16 protein-coding genes are annotated in these 16,810 nt (G+C 37.3%); 12 read left to right on the forward strand and 4 right to left on the reverse strand.

Annotation, left to right across the window (positions count from 1 at the left end; genetic code table 11):
- Positions 1 to 93: 93 nt before the first annotated feature.
- Entirely contained in the window at positions 94 to 1,224 is a 1,131-nt protein-coding gene (locus tag MWJ95_RS02565; protein WP_249072552.1) for a DUF418 domain-containing protein, read from the reverse strand.
- 447 nt (positions 1,225 to 1,671) lie between these two features.
- On the opposite strand from MWJ95_RS02565, the gene MWJ95_RS02570 reads away from it, so the two are divergent.
- Positions 1,672 to 2,394: an MBL fold metallo-hydrolase gene (locus MWJ95_RS02570; protein ID WP_249104010.1), complete on the forward strand. Its 723-nt coding sequence runs from the start codon at positions 1,672 to 1,674 to the stop codon at positions 2,392 to 2,394.
- Between the two features lie 6 nt (positions 2,395 to 2,400).
- Positions 2,401 to 3,009: a TetR/AcrR family transcriptional regulator gene (locus MWJ95_RS02575; RefSeq protein WP_249104013.1), complete on the forward strand. Its 609-nt coding sequence runs from the start codon at positions 2,401 to 2,403 to the stop codon at positions 3,007 to 3,009.
- 106 nt (positions 3,010 to 3,115) lie between these two features.
- Here the strand turns inward: MWJ95_RS02575 and MWJ95_RS02580 are convergent, their stop codons facing one another.
- Positions 3,116 to 3,862 (reverse strand): class I SAM-dependent methyltransferase, encoded by a 747-nt coding sequence (locus tag MWJ95_RS02580; RefSeq protein ID WP_349294134.1) that lies wholly within the window; start codon positions 3,860 to 3,862, stop codon positions 3,116 to 3,118.
- A gap of 193 nt (positions 3,863 to 4,055) precedes the next feature.
- On the opposite strand from MWJ95_RS02580, the gene MWJ95_RS02585 reads away from it, so the two are divergent.
- On the forward strand, positions 4,056 to 4,295 hold the full coding sequence (locus tag MWJ95_RS02585; RefSeq protein ID WP_249104018.1) for a hypothetical protein: 240 nt from the start codon (positions 4,056 to 4,058) through the stop codon (positions 4,293 to 4,295).
- Between the two features lie 664 nt (positions 4,296 to 4,959).
- Here MWJ95_RS02585 and MWJ95_RS02590 read toward each other — a convergent pair.
- Positions 4,960 to 6,009 (reverse strand): NAD(P)/FAD-dependent oxidoreductase, encoded by a 1,050-nt coding sequence (locus MWJ95_RS02590; protein WP_249104021.1) that lies wholly within the window; start codon positions 6,007 to 6,009, stop codon positions 4,960 to 4,962.
- A gap of 138 nt (positions 6,010 to 6,147) precedes the next feature.
- Between MWJ95_RS02590 and MWJ95_RS02595 the strand changes: the two genes are divergently transcribed.
- The 9 genes from MWJ95_RS02595 (at position 6,148) to MWJ95_RS02635 (ending at position 15,898) form a co-directional block, all read left to right on the forward strand.
- A complete protein-coding gene (locus MWJ95_RS02595; RefSeq protein ID WP_249072081.1) occupies positions 6,148 to 6,936 on the forward strand; it encodes an ABC transporter ATP-binding protein in 789 nt (262 codons plus the stop codon).
- Between the two features lie 14 nt (positions 6,937 to 6,950).
- Positions 6,951 to 7,868: an iron-hydroxamate ABC transporter substrate-binding protein gene (locus MWJ95_RS02600; protein ID WP_249072083.1), complete on the forward strand. Its 918-nt coding sequence runs from the start codon at positions 6,951 to 6,953 to the stop codon at positions 7,866 to 7,868.
- 25 nt (positions 7,869 to 7,893) lie between these two features.
- Complete coding sequence (locus tag MWJ95_RS02605) at positions 7,894 to 8,895, forward strand: FecCD family ABC transporter permease (RefSeq protein ID WP_249072085.1); 1,002 nt, start codon at positions 7,894 to 7,896, stop codon at positions 8,893 to 8,895.
- Complete coding sequence (locus tag MWJ95_RS02610; protein WP_249072088.1) at positions 8,888 to 9,895, forward strand: FecCD family ABC transporter permease; 1,008 nt, start codon at positions 8,888 to 8,890, stop codon at positions 9,893 to 9,895. The genes MWJ95_RS02605 and MWJ95_RS02610 overlap by 8 nt, the downstream gene beginning before the upstream one ends.
- Positions 9,896 to 10,270: 375 nt before the next feature.
- Positions 10,271 to 10,699, forward strand: a complete 429-nt coding sequence (locus MWJ95_RS02615; RefSeq protein ID WP_249104024.1) for a MarR family winged helix-turn-helix transcriptional regulator — start codon at positions 10,271 to 10,273, stop codon at positions 10,697 to 10,699.
- Positions 10,700 to 10,711: 12 nt separating this feature from the next.
- Positions 10,712 to 11,911, forward strand: coding sequence for an MFS transporter (locus MWJ95_RS02620; protein WP_249104026.1), 1,200 nt, complete (start codon positions 10,712 to 10,714; stop codon positions 11,909 to 11,911).
- Positions 11,912 to 12,063: 152 nt separating this feature from the next.
- Complete coding sequence (gene efeO, locus MWJ95_RS02625; protein ID WP_249104029.1) at positions 12,064 to 12,930, forward strand: iron uptake system protein EfeO; 867 nt, start codon at positions 12,064 to 12,066, stop codon at positions 12,928 to 12,930.
- A gap of 18 nt (positions 12,931 to 12,948) precedes the next feature.
- On the forward strand, positions 12,949 to 14,208 hold the full coding sequence (gene efeB, locus MWJ95_RS02630; protein WP_249104032.1) for an iron uptake transporter deferrochelatase/peroxidase subunit: 1,260 nt from the start codon (positions 12,949 to 12,951) through the stop codon (positions 14,206 to 14,208).
- Positions 14,183 to 15,898 carry an FTR1 family iron permease gene (locus MWJ95_RS02635; protein WP_249104034.1) on the forward strand — a complete coding sequence of 572 codons (1,716 nt, stop codon included), beginning with the start codon at positions 14,183 to 14,185 and terminating at the stop codon, positions 15,896 to 15,898. The genes efeB and MWJ95_RS02635 overlap by 26 nt, the downstream gene beginning before the upstream one ends.
- A 189-nt stretch (positions 15,899 to 16,087) precedes the next feature.
- Here the strand turns inward: MWJ95_RS02635 and MWJ95_RS02640 are convergent, their stop codons facing one another.
- Positions 16,088 to 16,477: a spore coat protein gene (locus tag MWJ95_RS02640; protein ID WP_249072102.1), complete on the reverse strand. Its 390-nt coding sequence runs from the start codon at positions 16,475 to 16,477 to the stop codon at positions 16,088 to 16,090.
- Positions 16,478 to 16,810: the final 333 nt, after the last annotated feature.

Consider the following 16,810-nt stretch of genomic DNA (forward strand, 5'->3'; position numbering starts at 1 on the left):
AATAAAAAAACGAGCGATACAACATCGATAATTAAATAGTGTATTGCCTGATCTCTTGGATAAATCTTTATAGTTCACACCATCCCTTTTCGATTATTTCTGTGTGACACTTTGAATGGCCTGTTTCCGAATCCATTCCATTGGTCCAACATGAAAATGCTTGATACAAATATGTGCAATGAAAAGTTGTAGAAGGGAGAGAGTTAGCCAAATACCGATCACTTCAATACTATTCAATTTGCCACCTAAACCTAAGCCCCAGCCGTAGAAAATAATAGATGAAATAACATTTTGTAGTACATAGCAACTTAAGGACATTTTCCCAATCTCGCCAAACCTCTTCCATAACCAATCAAGCTTTTTATATTCTATCATTTTACCTAAAATACCAATATAGCCAATTGATAGAATTGGCGCGAATAAATAACGAACGGGTAAATCAAATACTCCGCCTGGAATAAAGATGAGGAGGTTTAAAGGTACGCCAATAAAAATACCGAGTTTAAATAGCTTTTGACGAGCCTGACGTCCTTTGTCATCTTGCGAAAATACACCATTTCTCATTAGCTTAACACCAAGTAAAAATAAAAAGATATTCATTGGGATAATAAAAATAGCTTCCGTTCTATAATAAAGAAAATTTGTTACACGATATTGTATTTGCTCAAACCAGGTGCCATTTTCATAAAGATTCACAACAGGATCGAAACTAGCAAAGGAAGCATTGGCACCCAGCAATGCGCTAACTAAAATTAGCAGAATCATTAGTGCATGGAAACTACCGAAAACGTATAAAGCGAGTTGAATGGCTTTATCACCAAACCTAACAATAAAGGCAACAATGATGGCCGTCACAGCATAGCTCATTAAAATATCATATTCCATAACTAGGGTGAAGTGGATTAATCCCTCCATAAACAAAAATACAATTGTCCAAAGATAGATTCCTGGCCATGCATGTCCTTTTCGCAAGGCTTGCTGATATTTTAATTCTAGACCTACACCAAACATGATTGTTAATAACCCAAGGAGTTTACCGTTTACGAAAAATAAGACGACCATGCGTAAAAAGTCGTTTAATGACCACCAACCAGAATAATTACTCGTAGTGATATACGATAAATCTCCAAGATAAGCGAAAATCCAAATATTCGTGCCAAGTGTCCCTAATACAGCAAAACCCCGTAACATATCAATTAGAGGTAATCTTTGTTGAACTTTCATCATGAAATCACTCTTTCTTTGTTTTTTTACAATAAGGCTGTTACTATGCTTCGTTAGCTTAAGCGTTCTATTTTCCTCGTGGCCAAATGAAATAAGAAATAGATATGGTAAAATCAACTCCTAGTACTAAAGACCATACTTTTAGTGTTTCAAAAAATATAGAGCTTCGATCCATCCCCCACATTCTTACTTACAATAAAAATTTAAAAGTATAAAAACACACGCTTATTTTATGTTTCAAAAAAACAGCCTACAATAATGATAAGAAAGCGAATGAAAAAAACATATTCACACCAGTCAAAGTTTCTATATGACAGGTGTCATTTTTATGGTGTTTCAAGAATTAGTAATGCTTTTTCATTCTAAAAAATTTAATTTAAATATTGCGTAAACTAATCATATTAGTTAATATGTAAATATAATTAGTTTACAAAGGGGATTTTTAACATGAAAATCGAAAACATGGGTACAGTATTTCAATTGTCATTTATGCCAAGAATATTTCCTGTTAATTGTTATGTTGTAGAAGAAGAAAACGAGCTGACCCTGATCGACGCAGCACTACCATATAGTGCAAAAAGTATAATAAAAGCTGCTGAAAATATTGGAAAACCGATAACAAGAATCATCATTACTCACGCACATAGTGATCATATAGGAGCGCTTGATACGTTAAAAGAATTGTTGCCAGACTGTCAGGTTTACATTTCTTCCAGAGATGCGTTGCTATTAGAAGGCAATAGCGCATTACTTCCAAATGAAAAAAACACACCTATTCGGGGAGGCATTCCGAAAAATATTAAAACGAAACCGGATGTATTACTTGAGGAAGGTGATCGTGTAGGTTCATTAGAAGTAATTGCAACACCAGGCCATACACCTGGTTCCATCACTCTTTTCGATACGCGCAATAGAAGTTTAATTGCTGGTGATGCCCTGGTAACTAGGGGAAAGTTAGCAGTATCGGGCATGATGAATCCGTTGTTTCCGTTTCCTGCTCTTGCTACATGGGATAAAGAGACAGCTCTTAAAAGTGCAAAAAAATTAAGTGAGCTGAATCCAAGTTTACTTGCTGTGGGGCATGGGAAGATGGTAAAACAACCGCAGGAACTTTTGAACATGGCTATAGCAGAAGCAGAAAAAGCTTTTAACAATCAAAATAGGAAGTGAAAAAAAATGTCCCGTCGAATGAAGTTAGATTTATCTATTATTTTACAAAAGGCAACAGAGATAGCTGATGAACAAGGATTGGATCAGCTTTCAATTGGGCTATTAGCGGAAAAATTGGAAGTACGGCCACCGTCCTTGTATAACCATCTTGATGGTTTACAAGAGTTGAAGCAGAAATTAGCTATTCAAGGTGTAAAAAAACTACATGAATATATGTTGCAGGCTGCAGTAGGACGTTCGAGTGATGACGCTATTCGTGCAATTAGTAAAGCATATCTTCAACTTGTTAGAGAGCATCCGGGGTTGTATGATGCCAGCACTCGCTTTCCAGATGCAAATGATCAAGAGCTACAGCAAGCCCAAGAATCTGTCGTGCAACTTGTACTTCAAGTGTTAGATGCTTATCATTTACAGGAAGAAATTGCGATTCATATGGTCAGAGGATTACGAAGTATTCTACATGGATTCTCTTCAATTGAGCAGATCGGCGGATTCGGGATGCCACTTGATATTAATAAAAGCTTTTCAATCTTAATTAATACCTTTATTGAAGGCATTCATGCAGTTATGGATAATGAAGATAAATACATGCAAATGAATGAGGCAGGGGAATAAGAAAAAGCGGGAAATGTCACAGAGGACTAATTTCCCGCTATATGTCATGGAACAGTACCACAAGGAAATTTGACGTTGAATGAGCCCTCGTTTGAACAACCTCAAACTATTTCGTACATGAATAAATTCTATAGTCTAAAATCCCTTCATACTGTAAGTTCATAGCAAAATGTTTATCCATTATCTCATAAAGTTCAGGTGCAATATCCTTAGAGTAATGGAGTTCAGGAATTGAGAAGATTGATTTATTCTTTTGTATACGAATATTATTAAAACCAGCCTGCTTAAACAAAGCTACCCAATCCTTTTTCATGAAACAAGAATCAAATCCGTAAAACTGTAAGATTTCCTTTTCAATGTTTTCATCAAGTGGTTGATGAATCGTAAATTCGATGGCAATTAATCGACCGCCATTTTTTAATAAACGAAAGATTTCTTTAAGGGCATTAGGTTTATTGACAAATGAAAGCACAGATTCAGAAATAATAAAATCAAAGGTATCATCACGTAAAGGTACTTGTTCTATAGAGCATTGCATTATTTTTACGGGTAAGCGATTTTTTTTCATTCTCCTTTTAGCCTTTGCGACCATTTCAGGATTAATATCAATTCCAGTTACTTTTGCTTCATATTCCTCCCCCAAATAGGCAGCGGTTTGGCCTGTACCACAACCTACATCCAAAATACGGGTATTTTTGCCAATGCTTTCTGCCTTGAATATTTCCTTTGTTAGATTAATGCCACCAGGATGCGCACCCCCAACACCAAACTTGGACAGAAATTCTAGATATTTTGAATTTTGAATCGGAATCCCTTCTTTATTTGTATTTTTGTATAATATGAAATTAAAAATAGTATGGTTCCTGTAAGAGACGTAGCTATCATGAAGAACCTTTTCCGAAAGTAGGAGGAGAATAATAATTTAGTAGGCACCGATATTTTACAATGCCTATGTATATTATTTTTGAGCAACTTATCCGATAGTCTAAACAATAAAAAAATACAGACGTATACTAGTGAAAAGATATTTGATAGGGGGTGAATTGATGCCATTTTATCCGCCTAATTCTAGAATGAGACCATTCCCACCAGGCTATAGACAAGGTTTTGGTCCTCCTATGCAAGGAAGAAGACAACCTTTTTTTCATCCTAATCAACAACCCCAAACGTCTAGATTTGGAAGATTGCCACAACATATAAACACTATTATGGGCCATGCCGGAACAATAACAAATGGAGTTGGTATGTTAAGACAAATGGGAGCATTTTTAAATTTCTTTAGATAGATTACATGGATCAAAGATGGTGTAATAATAATTGACACTTATATTACGTAGAAAAAAACGCTCAGATTTTTGAGCGTTTTTTGTAATAATTTATTCACCTAATTGAACCCCAGTTCGACTGACGAAGGGGATTAAGATTCACCGTAGTATTCTGCAAAATGTAAAAATCCAAATTTCCTCACAAGAAAGTTTCTTAATTTGGTCTGAGTAGCCTTTTCTATTGGAGGATTTGTTAGGGTGTATGCTTTGGCATTTAATTCAGCAAATTTATCTTTATCTACTTTATTATGTTCTTTATCTTCAATAATTCCTGAAGAAATTGCGGCTATTGGATAACCTAAAAAAACACATGAGTTCTTAATGCCATACTTGGTGTTGAATGCAACAATATAATGACAACCAACAAAGAAACACTAATTATAACTTTTTTCTTCAAATCACCACTCCCCCAATAGGTGCTAATATTATGTGGGATATTTTAACATAAATTTCGTTGCATCAAAAATTTATTCATGTACCTTAAAATAGTTAACTTTATTTTATTGAACATTTATCCACATTATAAGTTTAGCGAAAATAGGGACTGAAAAATAGTCAAAGAAAAGAATACGTAAAGTTGGCTTAACAACGAATGACCACTATTCAAAATACCAAGTCTTTGAACTTATTTTACTTGTTTAAAATGCTTTTCAATAATAGAGCGGTTTTTCGCTTTAAATACGTCATTATGTGATGATACGACCCCATGGCGAAAGGCGGTAGGCTCTAAATACGTTTTAATAGAGTTGACCGCATTGGCTGCATCCTGGAAGGTACCAAGAAGGAGATTGATTTTTCCTTCAAACGTTAAAATGTCACCCGCTGCAAAAATACCAGGCTGTGCTGTTTCTCCAGTTGCTTTCCCTTCGAAATAGTAATCATTTTTTTTAGGAATGGTGATGTTCGGATCTAATTCTAATGAGGCTTCTCGATTATAGCCATGACTTACAATTACTTCATCAATTTGACGCGTATAGCGTTGTTTTGTTTTTGAGTTTTCACATGTCACTAATTGGATGGCTGTTTTGTCAGTATTAGCAGTCAATTTTGTAATAGTTGTATTGCATTCAATTTTTACGCCAGCATCTAAAGCCCCCTGAATGGTTGCTTCATGGGCAGATAACTTATCTTTACGATAAACAACAGTTACGTTTTTAGCGATAGGACTTAATTCAACGGCCCAGTCAATTGCTGCATTTCCACCTCCGGAAATCATAATTTCCTTGTCCACAAAATGTCGATAAGACTGCACTGTATAGTGTAAATTAGTCATTTCATATTTTTCCGCACCTTCTAGTGAAAGCTTTTGAGGGTTTATAATACCACCACCAACTGCTAAAAGAACGGTTTTTGAGTAATGTTTATCCCCTTGCGCAGTATGAAGAATAAATAGGTCATCTTGGCGCTCGATAAAATCTATTTTTGTACCTGTTAAAACGGTTGGATCAAACGTTTTTGCTTGTGCAATTAACTGTTTCACAAATTGTTCGCCTAACACAGGGGGGTGACCACCGATATCCCAAATTAGTTTTTCGGGATAAAGCAAAATTTTACCACCAAGCTGTTGTTGACACTCTATTAATTTTGTTTTCAGTCCTCGAAGACCGCTATAAAAGGAACTATATAGACCTGCAGGGCCACCGCCAATAATTGTTACATCGTATATTTGTTGCATGTATATCGCCACATCCTTAAAAAGTGTTTGACAAAACTGTAGTAGAAAACTAGACTAACTTTAGTGATAATGATTATCATTATCGGTTAGTTGTTATCATAGCATGGAAAAAACAAAAAGGAAAGAGAGGTTAACGGTGTGCGTTTACAAGTTGAATCGATTCGTATCGGCTATGAGGACAAAACGATTGTCCATGATTTATCGTTTCAAATACCAGACGGTAAAATAACGACCATCATTGGTTCAAATGGCTGTGGTAAATCCACACTTTTAAAGGCCATTACAAGGATCTTGAAGCATAAGAGTGGGCAAGTCATATTAGACGGTCAAAATATTTCCGAGATGAACACAAAAGAGCTAGCGAAGGAACTGGCTATATTGCCACAAAGTCCGGAAAGTGCTCATGGCTTAACAGTGGAAGAGCTTGTATCCTACGGTCGATTTCCATATCAAAAGGGCTTCGGTAATTTATCGCAAAAGGATAAAGAAATGATTGACTGGGCCTTAAAGGTCACTAAAACAAATGACTTTCGACTAAACACAGTTGATGCCCTATCAGGTGGACAACGTCAACGAGTGTGGATTGCGATGGCATTAGCCCAAGAGACCGATATCATTTTTTTGGATGAGCCAACAACCTATTTAGATATGGCCCATCAGTTAGAGGTACTAGAATTACTTTATAAGCTTAACGAAGAAGAAGGACGCACAATTGTGATGGTGCTACATGATTTAAATCAGGCAGCACGTTTTTCAGATTATATTGTTGCGCTATCAAAAGGGGAGCTTGTGAAATTTGGTACTGCGGAAGAAATTATAGTGCCTGAAGTATTAGAAAAAGTGTTTAATATTGATGCAGTCATTGGTAAAGATCCAAGGACAGATAAGCCAATGTGCATTACATATAACTTACTACAAACAGTGTAAAAGGAGATTTATTGATGAAGAAGTGGTTATTACCAATGTTTATGATGGTCGTACTAGTGCTTGCAGCGTGCGGCAATAAAGATGAAAAGGCGGATGAGGACTCTAAAGATAAAGCATCAGCAGAAACGATTACGTATCAAGCAGAATCTGGTCCTATTAAAGTGCCAGCACATCCAAAACGTGTAGTTGTTTTATCTTCATTTGCTGGGGACTTACTACAGCTTGGTGTTAATGTTGTGGGTGTTGATTCATGGGCTAAAGACAATCCAAACTTCCAAGATGATCTTAAAAATGCAGTAGTCGTTGAGAATACAGACATCGAAAAAATGATCGAACTTGAGCCAGATTTAATTATTGGTTTAAATGGTATTGAAAATGCAGATAAATTAGCCGAAATCGCACCAACTGTGTTGTTCACATATGGAAAAGTTGATTATTTACAGCAATTTATCGAAATCGGTAAAGTTGTAAATAAAGAAAAAGAAGCAACTGATTGGGTAAAAGATTTTAAAGAACGTGCCGCAGAAACGGGTACAAAAATAAAAGAAAAAATTGGCGAAGATGCAACGGTTACTGTCGCAGAAATGTTTAATAAACAAATGTATGTATATGGAGATAATTGGGGTCGTGGAACAGAACTTTTATATCAAGAAATGGGCTTGAAAATGCCTGGAAAAGTAAAAGAAGATGCTTTAAAACCAGGTTATTTCGCAATTTCTACAGAGGTATTAAATGAGTATGCAGGTGACTATGTGATTTTTAGTACGTTTAAAGGTGAGGATAGCGCCATTCAAAATGCTGCTTGGTTTAAGGATTTAGAAGCGGTGAAGAATGGTCATTTATTTGCAGTGAATGGCAATGCATTTTACTTTAATGATCCAAAAACTTTAGAATATCAACTAGATTTCTTTGAAAAGAAATTTTTACAATAATTTCAGTAGAGAGTAGCGAAGGCAAATGATAAAGTTTCGATATTTCCCATTTTGGCTTCAAGTATTGCTTGCACTGATTTTATTAGCAGTAACAGTTACGATTTCACTATGTATCGGCGCGGCAAATACGAGTATACAAGATGTTTATCAAGCAATTGTCGGACAAGGCGGTGGCAAGCACTATTCTATATTACGTGAAATTCGATTTCCTCGTATTATCGCTGCTATTTTTGTAGGGAGTGCACTTGCAGTTGCTGGGGCGATTATGCAAGGGGTTACTAGAAATCCATTAGCAGACCCAGGGCTCCTTGGCTTGACAGCAGGTGCAAATGCGGCACTTGCATTGACGATGGCATTTATCCCAAATACCTCGTATTATATGCTAATTTTTGCATGTTTCGTAGGTGCGGGCCTAGGGATGATTGTTGTCTATGGTATTGGTGCTTCAACAAAAAATGGCTTTTCACCATTAAAGCTAGTCCTGGCGGGGGCGGCTGTTTCTGCTCTATTACAAGCAATAGCAGATGGTACGGGCATATTATTTCAAATTTCAAAAGATGTTTCGATGTGGACCAGTGGTGGTTTAATCGGTACTACTTGGCAAGCATTAATCATTGCTCCAGTTATTTTAACAGGTTTAATAATTGCATTTGTGTTTAGTCGGCAGCTAACCATTTTAAGTTTAAATGAAGAATTAGCTGTCGGATTAGGACAAAATACAACAGTCATCAAGGGTATTATGATGTTTATAGTGGTCATTCTTGCAGGCTCCGCAGTAGCGCTTGTAGGTAATCTAGCATTTGTTGGATTAATGGTTCCACATATTGTTCGTGCAATTGTTGGAACAGACTATCGATTTGTTTTACCGATGAGTGCCATCGTTGGTGGATGGTTGATGGTGATTGCAGATTTTGCAGGTAGAATGATTAATGCTCCATATGAAACACCGGTAGTTGCCATTATCTCAATGATCGGCCTTCCATTCTTCTTACTTCTAGTTCGAAAGGGAGGTCGTCGAATTGTTTAATGTCGGGCGAAAAAAACAACGTAAATGGGTATTGGTTTGGATACTATTAACAGTGGTTATTTTTGTTTTAGGAATTTCAATGGGAGCCGCCTCCGTTTCGATGAATCGGATCATACCGATCTTAATGGGAGACGGTAGCTTCAAAGAATCATTCGTCTTGTTCTCTGTTCGCTTGCCGAGATTGTTTGTGCTGGCAGCAGCAGGGATGGCGTTAGCATTAGCAGGTGCTGTTTTGCAGGGGGTGACGCGTAATGATTTGGCTGACCCTGGTATTATTGGGGTAAATGCGGGAGCAGGTGTAGGGGTTACACTTTTTTATCTCCTTGTCGATGGGGATCTGCCTCATTTTGCGTATGTGCTACCACTTGTAGGATTTTGTGGCGCTTTATTAACGGCAATCTGCATTTACTTTTTCTCGTATAAGCGCAATGAAGGTGTGCAGCCAGTCCAACTTATTTTAGTCGGAGTAGGCGTAGCATCTGCTTTATCGGGAGTAATGATGATTTTAATTTCCTCAGCTGAACGTAGCGATGTGCAATTTATCGCACAATGGCTTGCGGGCAATGTTTGGGGAACAGATTGGCCGTTTCTCTGGGCTTTATTGCCTTGGCTAGTGCTAGGCATTCCATTTATTTTTTATAAAGCAAATGTGTTAAATGTACTTGCGATGACCGAACAAACGGCAGTTGGCTTAGGCGTAACTATCGCTCGAGAGCGTTTGCAATTAATCGTTGTAGCTGTAGCATTAGCTGCAGCAGCTGTATCGATTACAGGAGGCATTGCCTTTATCGGTCTGATGGCCCCACATATTGCAAAGCAGCTTGTCGGACCTCGCTTCCAGTTCTTTTTACCGCTCACATTGTTGATCGGTGCAAGTTTACTTATGCTAGCGGATACAATTGGCCGCGTTGCTATTTCAAGTGCGACTGTACCAGCAGGTATTGTCGTTGCATGTATCGGTGCACCTTATTTTTTATATTTACTACGAAAAAACGACTGAATGGCTTCGGCTGTTCAGTTGTTTTTTTTGATTGAATAGAGCGTTCAAAATCGTGGATAGAGCCGAGAATGGATAGAGCGCTCAAAATCGTGGATAGAAAGGCGAGAAAGCTGGATAGAGCGTTCAAAGTCGTGGATAGAAGGCCGAGAATGATGGATAGCGATCGAAGCTGTGGTTAGAGAGCTGAGAAAGCTGGATAGAGCGCTCAAAATCGTGGATAGAAAGGCGAGAAAGCTGGATAGCCCACCCAAAATCGTGGATAGAAAATCGACACCGACATAAAGACGTTCAAAATGCCAACCTTCTCGCTAATCTCCTACTAGACAAATAAAAATTAAAAGTATATAGTTAGCTAGGCTAACTAATTTAAAAGGAGTGGTATTTTTGACGATCGAACAAGAATTTTTTAATCAGTACCGCTTAATGTATAGACCTTTTATCAATCTAGTGAATGTGCAGCTTGAGAAATATCAGTTGTTTAGCTCCCAATGGGCGCTTCTTCGGTTATTGATGGATAAAGGGCCACATACATTTGTGGACATTGCGAATTTCATGTTTATTGAAAAGCCGAGTGTGACAAGGCTTGTGCAAAAGCTTGTGGAGCTTGGTTATGTAGAGACGGTTGCGGGTAGGGATAAGCGTGAGAAGCTTATACAATTGACGGCAAATGGGGAAGAGATTGTGCAGGAAATTAAATCACAATTAAAACCATTTTTTGAACAGGCACTCGCTGGCGTTTCAGAGAGGGATATTGAAATTGCCACAAAAGTTTTAGCGAACATTTGTGCAAATATCAATAGGTAGGAGAGAGAAAAAGTGGAAGCAACTAGACATAAACTTTGGACGAAGGACTTTTTAATCGTCTCACTTATTAATTTTACCATTACATTAATATTTTTTTTATTGATGGTAACGATTGCAGGCTATGCGGTTGAGCATTTTGGGGCTTCAACTAGTACGGCAGGGCTTGTATCGAGTATTTTTATTATTGGTACTTTATTTGGTCGTCTTGGGACAGGGCGTATCATTGGGGATTGGGGTAGCAAAAAAACATTATTTTATGGATTATTGTTGTTTATGCTATCTACGATGTCTTATTTTATCGCGACGAATTTGCCACTTTTAATGTTAAATCGTTTAGTACAAGGGATTGCCCTTGGGATGGCTAGTACGGCGACTGGAACAATTATTGCACAAATTTTGCCGCCTGATCGACGGGGGGAAGGGATTGGTTATTATAGCTTAAGTGCTATTTTGGCCACTGCTATCGGACCGTTTGTAGGCATTCTTTTAACACAGTCGTTTGAAGATTTCCGGATGATTTTTGCAGTCGATTCCGTATTAGCAATAATCTGCTTTTTGATGTATTTTATCGTAACCGTTCCAGACGCACCGAAGAAGGCTAAAGAAATGGCAGGGAAAACAGGCATTAAACTCACTAATTTTATCGAGATGCGTGCTGTGCCAATTGCTTTTGTGGCACTCGTTATTGGTTTTGCCTATTCAGGAGTTATGTCATTTATGACGTTTTACGCGAAAGAGCTTGATTTGGTATCAGCCGGAAGTTATTTCTTTATCGTTTATGCAATTGTCATTTTAGCGACACGTCCATTTACAGGGAAATTACTAGATACAAGAGGTGCTAACATTGTTGTCTACCCATGTCTAGTTATTTTTGCCATTGGTATGTATGCCTTTAGTTCGGCGACGAGCAGTGTTGCATTTTTACTAGCCGCAGCTTGCATAGGGATTGGTTATGGTAATTTCAATTCAGTAGCGCAAGCAATAGCTATTAAGGTTACACCAAATGAGCGTTTAGGCCTTGCGACGTCGACATATTTTATTTTATATGATTTAGGTTTAGGGGTTGGTCCTTATTTCTTAGGATTTTTCGTGCCGACGTCAGGGTACAGTGCTATTTTCTTTGCGATGGTATTCGTTATTTTAGTTTCTATTGTCCTTTATTATTTTTTATATGGAAAATATGAAAATAGAAAACAAGCAGAAATTTCTTAGTAACTTCATATAGGAAAACGTCAATTTCTAGTTGTCTAAATGTATCAACTAGGAAATGACGTTTTTTTCTTAAAATGAAAATACTTCTTGCAATCGAAGATGATAATCATTATCATTCTCAATATAAACTATTTCGGAAGTAGGTTCATAGCATGAAAAAAACATCATTATTGTCAGTATTAGTTGCGGGAGGCATTCTAATGACTGGCTGTGGTAATACAGATGAAGCTAAAAAAGAAGATAAGCCAGCAACAGAACAAGCAGAACAAGCTACAAAGGTTGATCTATCTGCTGAGCTAGCAGCCTATCAGAAATTTGCTTTAGAGCAAATGGATCAATTCTTAATAAAAACAGAAGACTTTGTGAAGTTATTTAAAGCTGGTGACATTGAAAAAGCAAAAGCAGCTTATGCACCAGCACGTATGTATTTTGAACGTTCAGAGCCAATCGCTGAAAGCTTTGGTGACCTTGATCCACGTATTGACGGTCGTTTAGCGGATATCCAAGAAGAAGGTAAAGGCGAAGAAGAATGGTCGGGCTATCATAAGCTGGAGCATGCGCTTTGGGTAGAACATAAAACTGCAGGCTATGAGGCAATTGCAGATCAATTACTAGCAGACGCAAAAGAATTACACGCATTAGTTCAAACTGTAGAAGTAACACCAGATTTAATGATTACAGGTGCAGTTGATTTATTAAATGAAGTATCAACATCTAAAATCACTGGTGAAGAAGAAATCTATTCTCATACAGACCTTTATGACTTTAAAGCAAACATCGAAGGCGCAGAAAAAATCTTTGAAATCCTACGTCCAAAATTAGAAGCGAAAGACAAAGACTTAGTAGCAACATTAGATGAAAAATTCAAAGCAGTAGATGATTTATTGGCGAAACATGCGACAGCTGATGGCGGTTATGTTTCTTATGAAAAGTTAACGGAAGAAAACACAAAAGCACTTGCAGTAGCAGTTAATCAACTTGGAGAACCATTAAGTCAAATGGGTATTATTTTGGAGTAATTTTTGGAGTGATAATAAATGACAGCGTCAAATGATGAAAAATGGATCAATAAAAAAATTTCAAGACGTGACATGTTAAAGCTAACAGGTATCGGAGCAGCTGGTATAGCTATCGGTGCTTCTGGCTTAGGTGGTGTTATGAAAGTAATGGGCTACGATGTGTTCGAGCCTGTTGCTGACAGCACGACAGCACGTAATAAAGTTGATTTTTATGGAAAACATCAATCTGGCATTATTACACCTGTTCAGACGAATATTTATTTTGCTTCTTTAGATGTTTTATTTACATCAAAGAAAGACCTACAAGAGTTGTTCAAACAATGGACACCTCTTGTTGTACGTTTAATGAATGGTGAATTAATGGTAGATTTAACAACAAATACTAGAGTTCCTACAGGCGACACAGGTGAAGCAGAAGGTTTAGACGCTTCAAATTTATCGATCACAATCGGCGTTGGGCCATCTTTGTTTGATAAGCTTGGTATCCAACATTTGAAGCCGGCAGAATTAAAAGATTTACCACATTTCCCAAAGGATCAGCTTCAAAAAGAATTTACAGGTGGAGATCTTTGTATTCAGGCATGTGCAGATGACCCACAGGTGGCATTCCATGCAGTACGTAATTTAGTTCGTGCAGCATCTGGTAAGGTAGAAATTAAATGGTCTCAATCTGGCTTTAACTCATTTCCAGCTGGTGGAGGAACACCGAGAAATTTATTTGCATTCAAGGATGGCACAGGAAATCCATCGACTGCCGATGACAAAGATTTAAATAAAGTTGTATGGGTCGATAAAGGCTGGCTAAAAGGCGGTTCTTATTTAGTCGCACGTAAAGTTCAAATGCATCTTGAAACATGGGATCGTACATCTCTGAAAGATCAAGAAGCAACATTTGGTCGTTATCGCGATAGTGGTGCACCTTTTGGTAAAAAGAAAGAGTTCGATGATTTCAATGTAGAGGCGAAAGATAGCAACGGTGAGTATATTATGCCAGATACGTCACATGTGCATTTGGCTCGTAAATCAGGTGCACGTATTTTACGTCGCTCATACTCTTATGCATCTGGTGTTATGACCAATACAGGTGCGCATGATGCGGGACTTATGTTTATTTCTTTTCAAAAAGACCCAGCTCAATTTATAACAGTTCAAAATAGCTTAGGACGAATGGATAAAATGAATGAGTATACTACACATCGAGGCAGCGCAGTGTTCGCTTGCTTCCCAGGTATACAAAAGGGGAGTTATATAGGTGAAGCACTTTTTAACGCGCTGTAGTTTAGTACTTTGCTTGTTATTGGCACTTGCTGTACCAGTGCAGGCAGCGCAGTCATATAGTCACTTGTACATTGCTATTAGTGATGCATTGATGAATACGAAGCAGGACAAGGAAACTGAGGCAAAACAAGCCCTTGAACAGTTTGCGACAGACTGGGCGTCGATTGCATCTGATCAAAAGGAAGCAAAAGAAAAAGTTGATAGCATTCTTGCCCTAGCAGTTAAAGCTACTTCTAAAGATGAACGTTTAAAAGCACTATCTGATTTATCAAATGCCTTACGTGCATTAGAAAAGCTTGAGAATCCGGTAGATGAAGCGGCGCAGCGAGCAGAATTTGGCACGAAGTTTAAACCTATCATGAAAGCATTTGAAGATGCCTTAGCAAATGGTGATTTAACAACAATCGATGCAGCGTATAAGGATTTCAATGCGAAATGGAAGAAAATTGAACGCCCTGTACGTGAGCAAAGCATAGCGATGTATGGCCAAATTGAAACACAGATGGCCTTTATACGAATCTCACTTGCTTCTGAAAAGCCTGATGTAGCTTTAATGCAATCTCAATATGCAGAATTAAAACAAACAATTGAGGATTTTGTAGCTGGAAATGATACGGCGAAAGTCGTAGAAGGAGAGTATTCTCTAGCAACATTGATTGCTTATATTGATGAGGCGAATGATTTGATTGATGCAGGTGACTACAAGGCTGCATCTGATAAAATTCGAGAGTTCATTAAAATATGGCCGAGCGTAGAAATAGATATTTCAACACGTAACGGCAACCTTTATACAAAAATTGAAAGTGAAATGCCAATCCTCGTTAGTGACTTATTGAAGTCTAACGTCGATGTTAAAACCATAAAAAGTAAGCTGAATAATTTCCGTACCGAAATTGAACTGATTCAAGGTGACTCAGATTATACGCTATGGGATGCAGCATTAATCTTACTGCGAGAAGGCTTAGAGGCACTACTCATTATTATGGCCTTAGCATCGTTCCTAGAGAAATCTGGACAAAAAACTATGCGTAAATGGATATATATCGGTTCATTTGTAGGGATCTTACTTTCAGCGGTAGCGGCTATTTTAATGTCGACAATTTTCCAATCTGCGACAGTTGATACAAGTCGAGAGCTGATGGAAGGTTATATTGGGTTATTAGCTGCTGCGATGATGATTGGCGTTGGTATTTGGCTCCATAGTAAATCGAGTGTAGTAAGCTGGAATCGCTATATTTCCAAACGAATGGGTAATGCTATTTCAACTGGATCGGTGTTTACGATGGCTGCAATTAGCTTCTTATCCGTTTTCCGTGAAGGGGCAGAAACACTTGTCTTTTATGCAGGAATTGCACCTAAAATGGAAACATCTCAATTTGTGCTAGGTATTGTAGTAGCACTTGTAGTATTAGCTATTTTTGCATTTGTGTTATTGAAAGCAAGTGGAAAAATTCCAGTTCATAAATTTTTCGCAGTGGCAACGGTGTTAATCTATGTATTGGCATTTAAAATTATTGGTGTCAGTCTGCATACATTGCAGCTGAGGGATGCAGTTTCAACAACAATTATAGATGGCTTGCCAGTTGTCACCATCATTGGTTTCTATCCAACGGTAGAAACGATGATTGGACAAGCGATTTTACTTTTACTTGTTGTCGCAACGATCATTTATAAAAAGAAGCAGAAATAAATAGGAGGGTAGATGAATTTACTTTCATCTGCCTTTCTTTAGTTATCTAAATGCATGAAATTAAGGTGTCATCTGTAACGCTAATCAAGCGTGAATATCTGAAAGAAAATGCTCAGCAAGAAAGGAAAAATCTTGCTGAACATTACTTTAAATATGATGATAATAATGTTCTGAATGTTGGACTTTTTATTAATTAATGAAGTCTTGTGGAACACATTCACGAACACCAGAATTTCTTAATGAGTTAAACAAAGCTGCACTGATTCTTAATAAAACATTGTTATCAGTACCATTTTCTAAATCATAGATTGCAAAGTATGAATTATCGACCATAAAAATACATTTTCTTTCTAATTTAAATCCAGGTGGTACAGGAGGAAGATTAAAACGTGGTACAACTACAGGTGTATCTCCTTCATCTCTGATAAAATTGAAAGTTTGTTGGTCAATCTCATAGATATTAACTGGATCAATCTCCACACCTTTCTGTGGAATGGTAATTTCATCTTCAACTAATAGGAAAAAGCGTTCGTTTCGAAAGTTGAAAAGACTTCTAGCTCCAATTTCAAATGATGCCATTTTATTTTCACCTCCTTTTCTAATAAATATTTTATTCATATCGAAAACAGATGTTTGGACAATTAAGAAGGTGGAGTGAAGATATAGTAAAAATTATTTTTCAATACTTATAATTAGCCATGTTGTTTCTAGACCGAAGTCAATCCTATAGGGTACTTTTGAGTAAAGGAACTATTAAAGGGTCACTTGAGATAGAAGTGACCCTTAGTAACAACATTTGCGAGGTAAGGCTAAATTAGCTTTACATTACTATTAATATGTCGTGATAGCTATATATGTATAGTGAATTGCCTGTGAAATAAATATTAAAAATAAAAAAGCTGTAGCATCGTA

Source organism: Lysinibacillus sp. Bpr_S20 (assembly GCF_023337835.1).
In the GTDB taxonomy this organism is placed as follows: Bacteria; Bacillota; Bacilli; order Bacillales_A; family Planococcaceae; genus Lysinibacillus.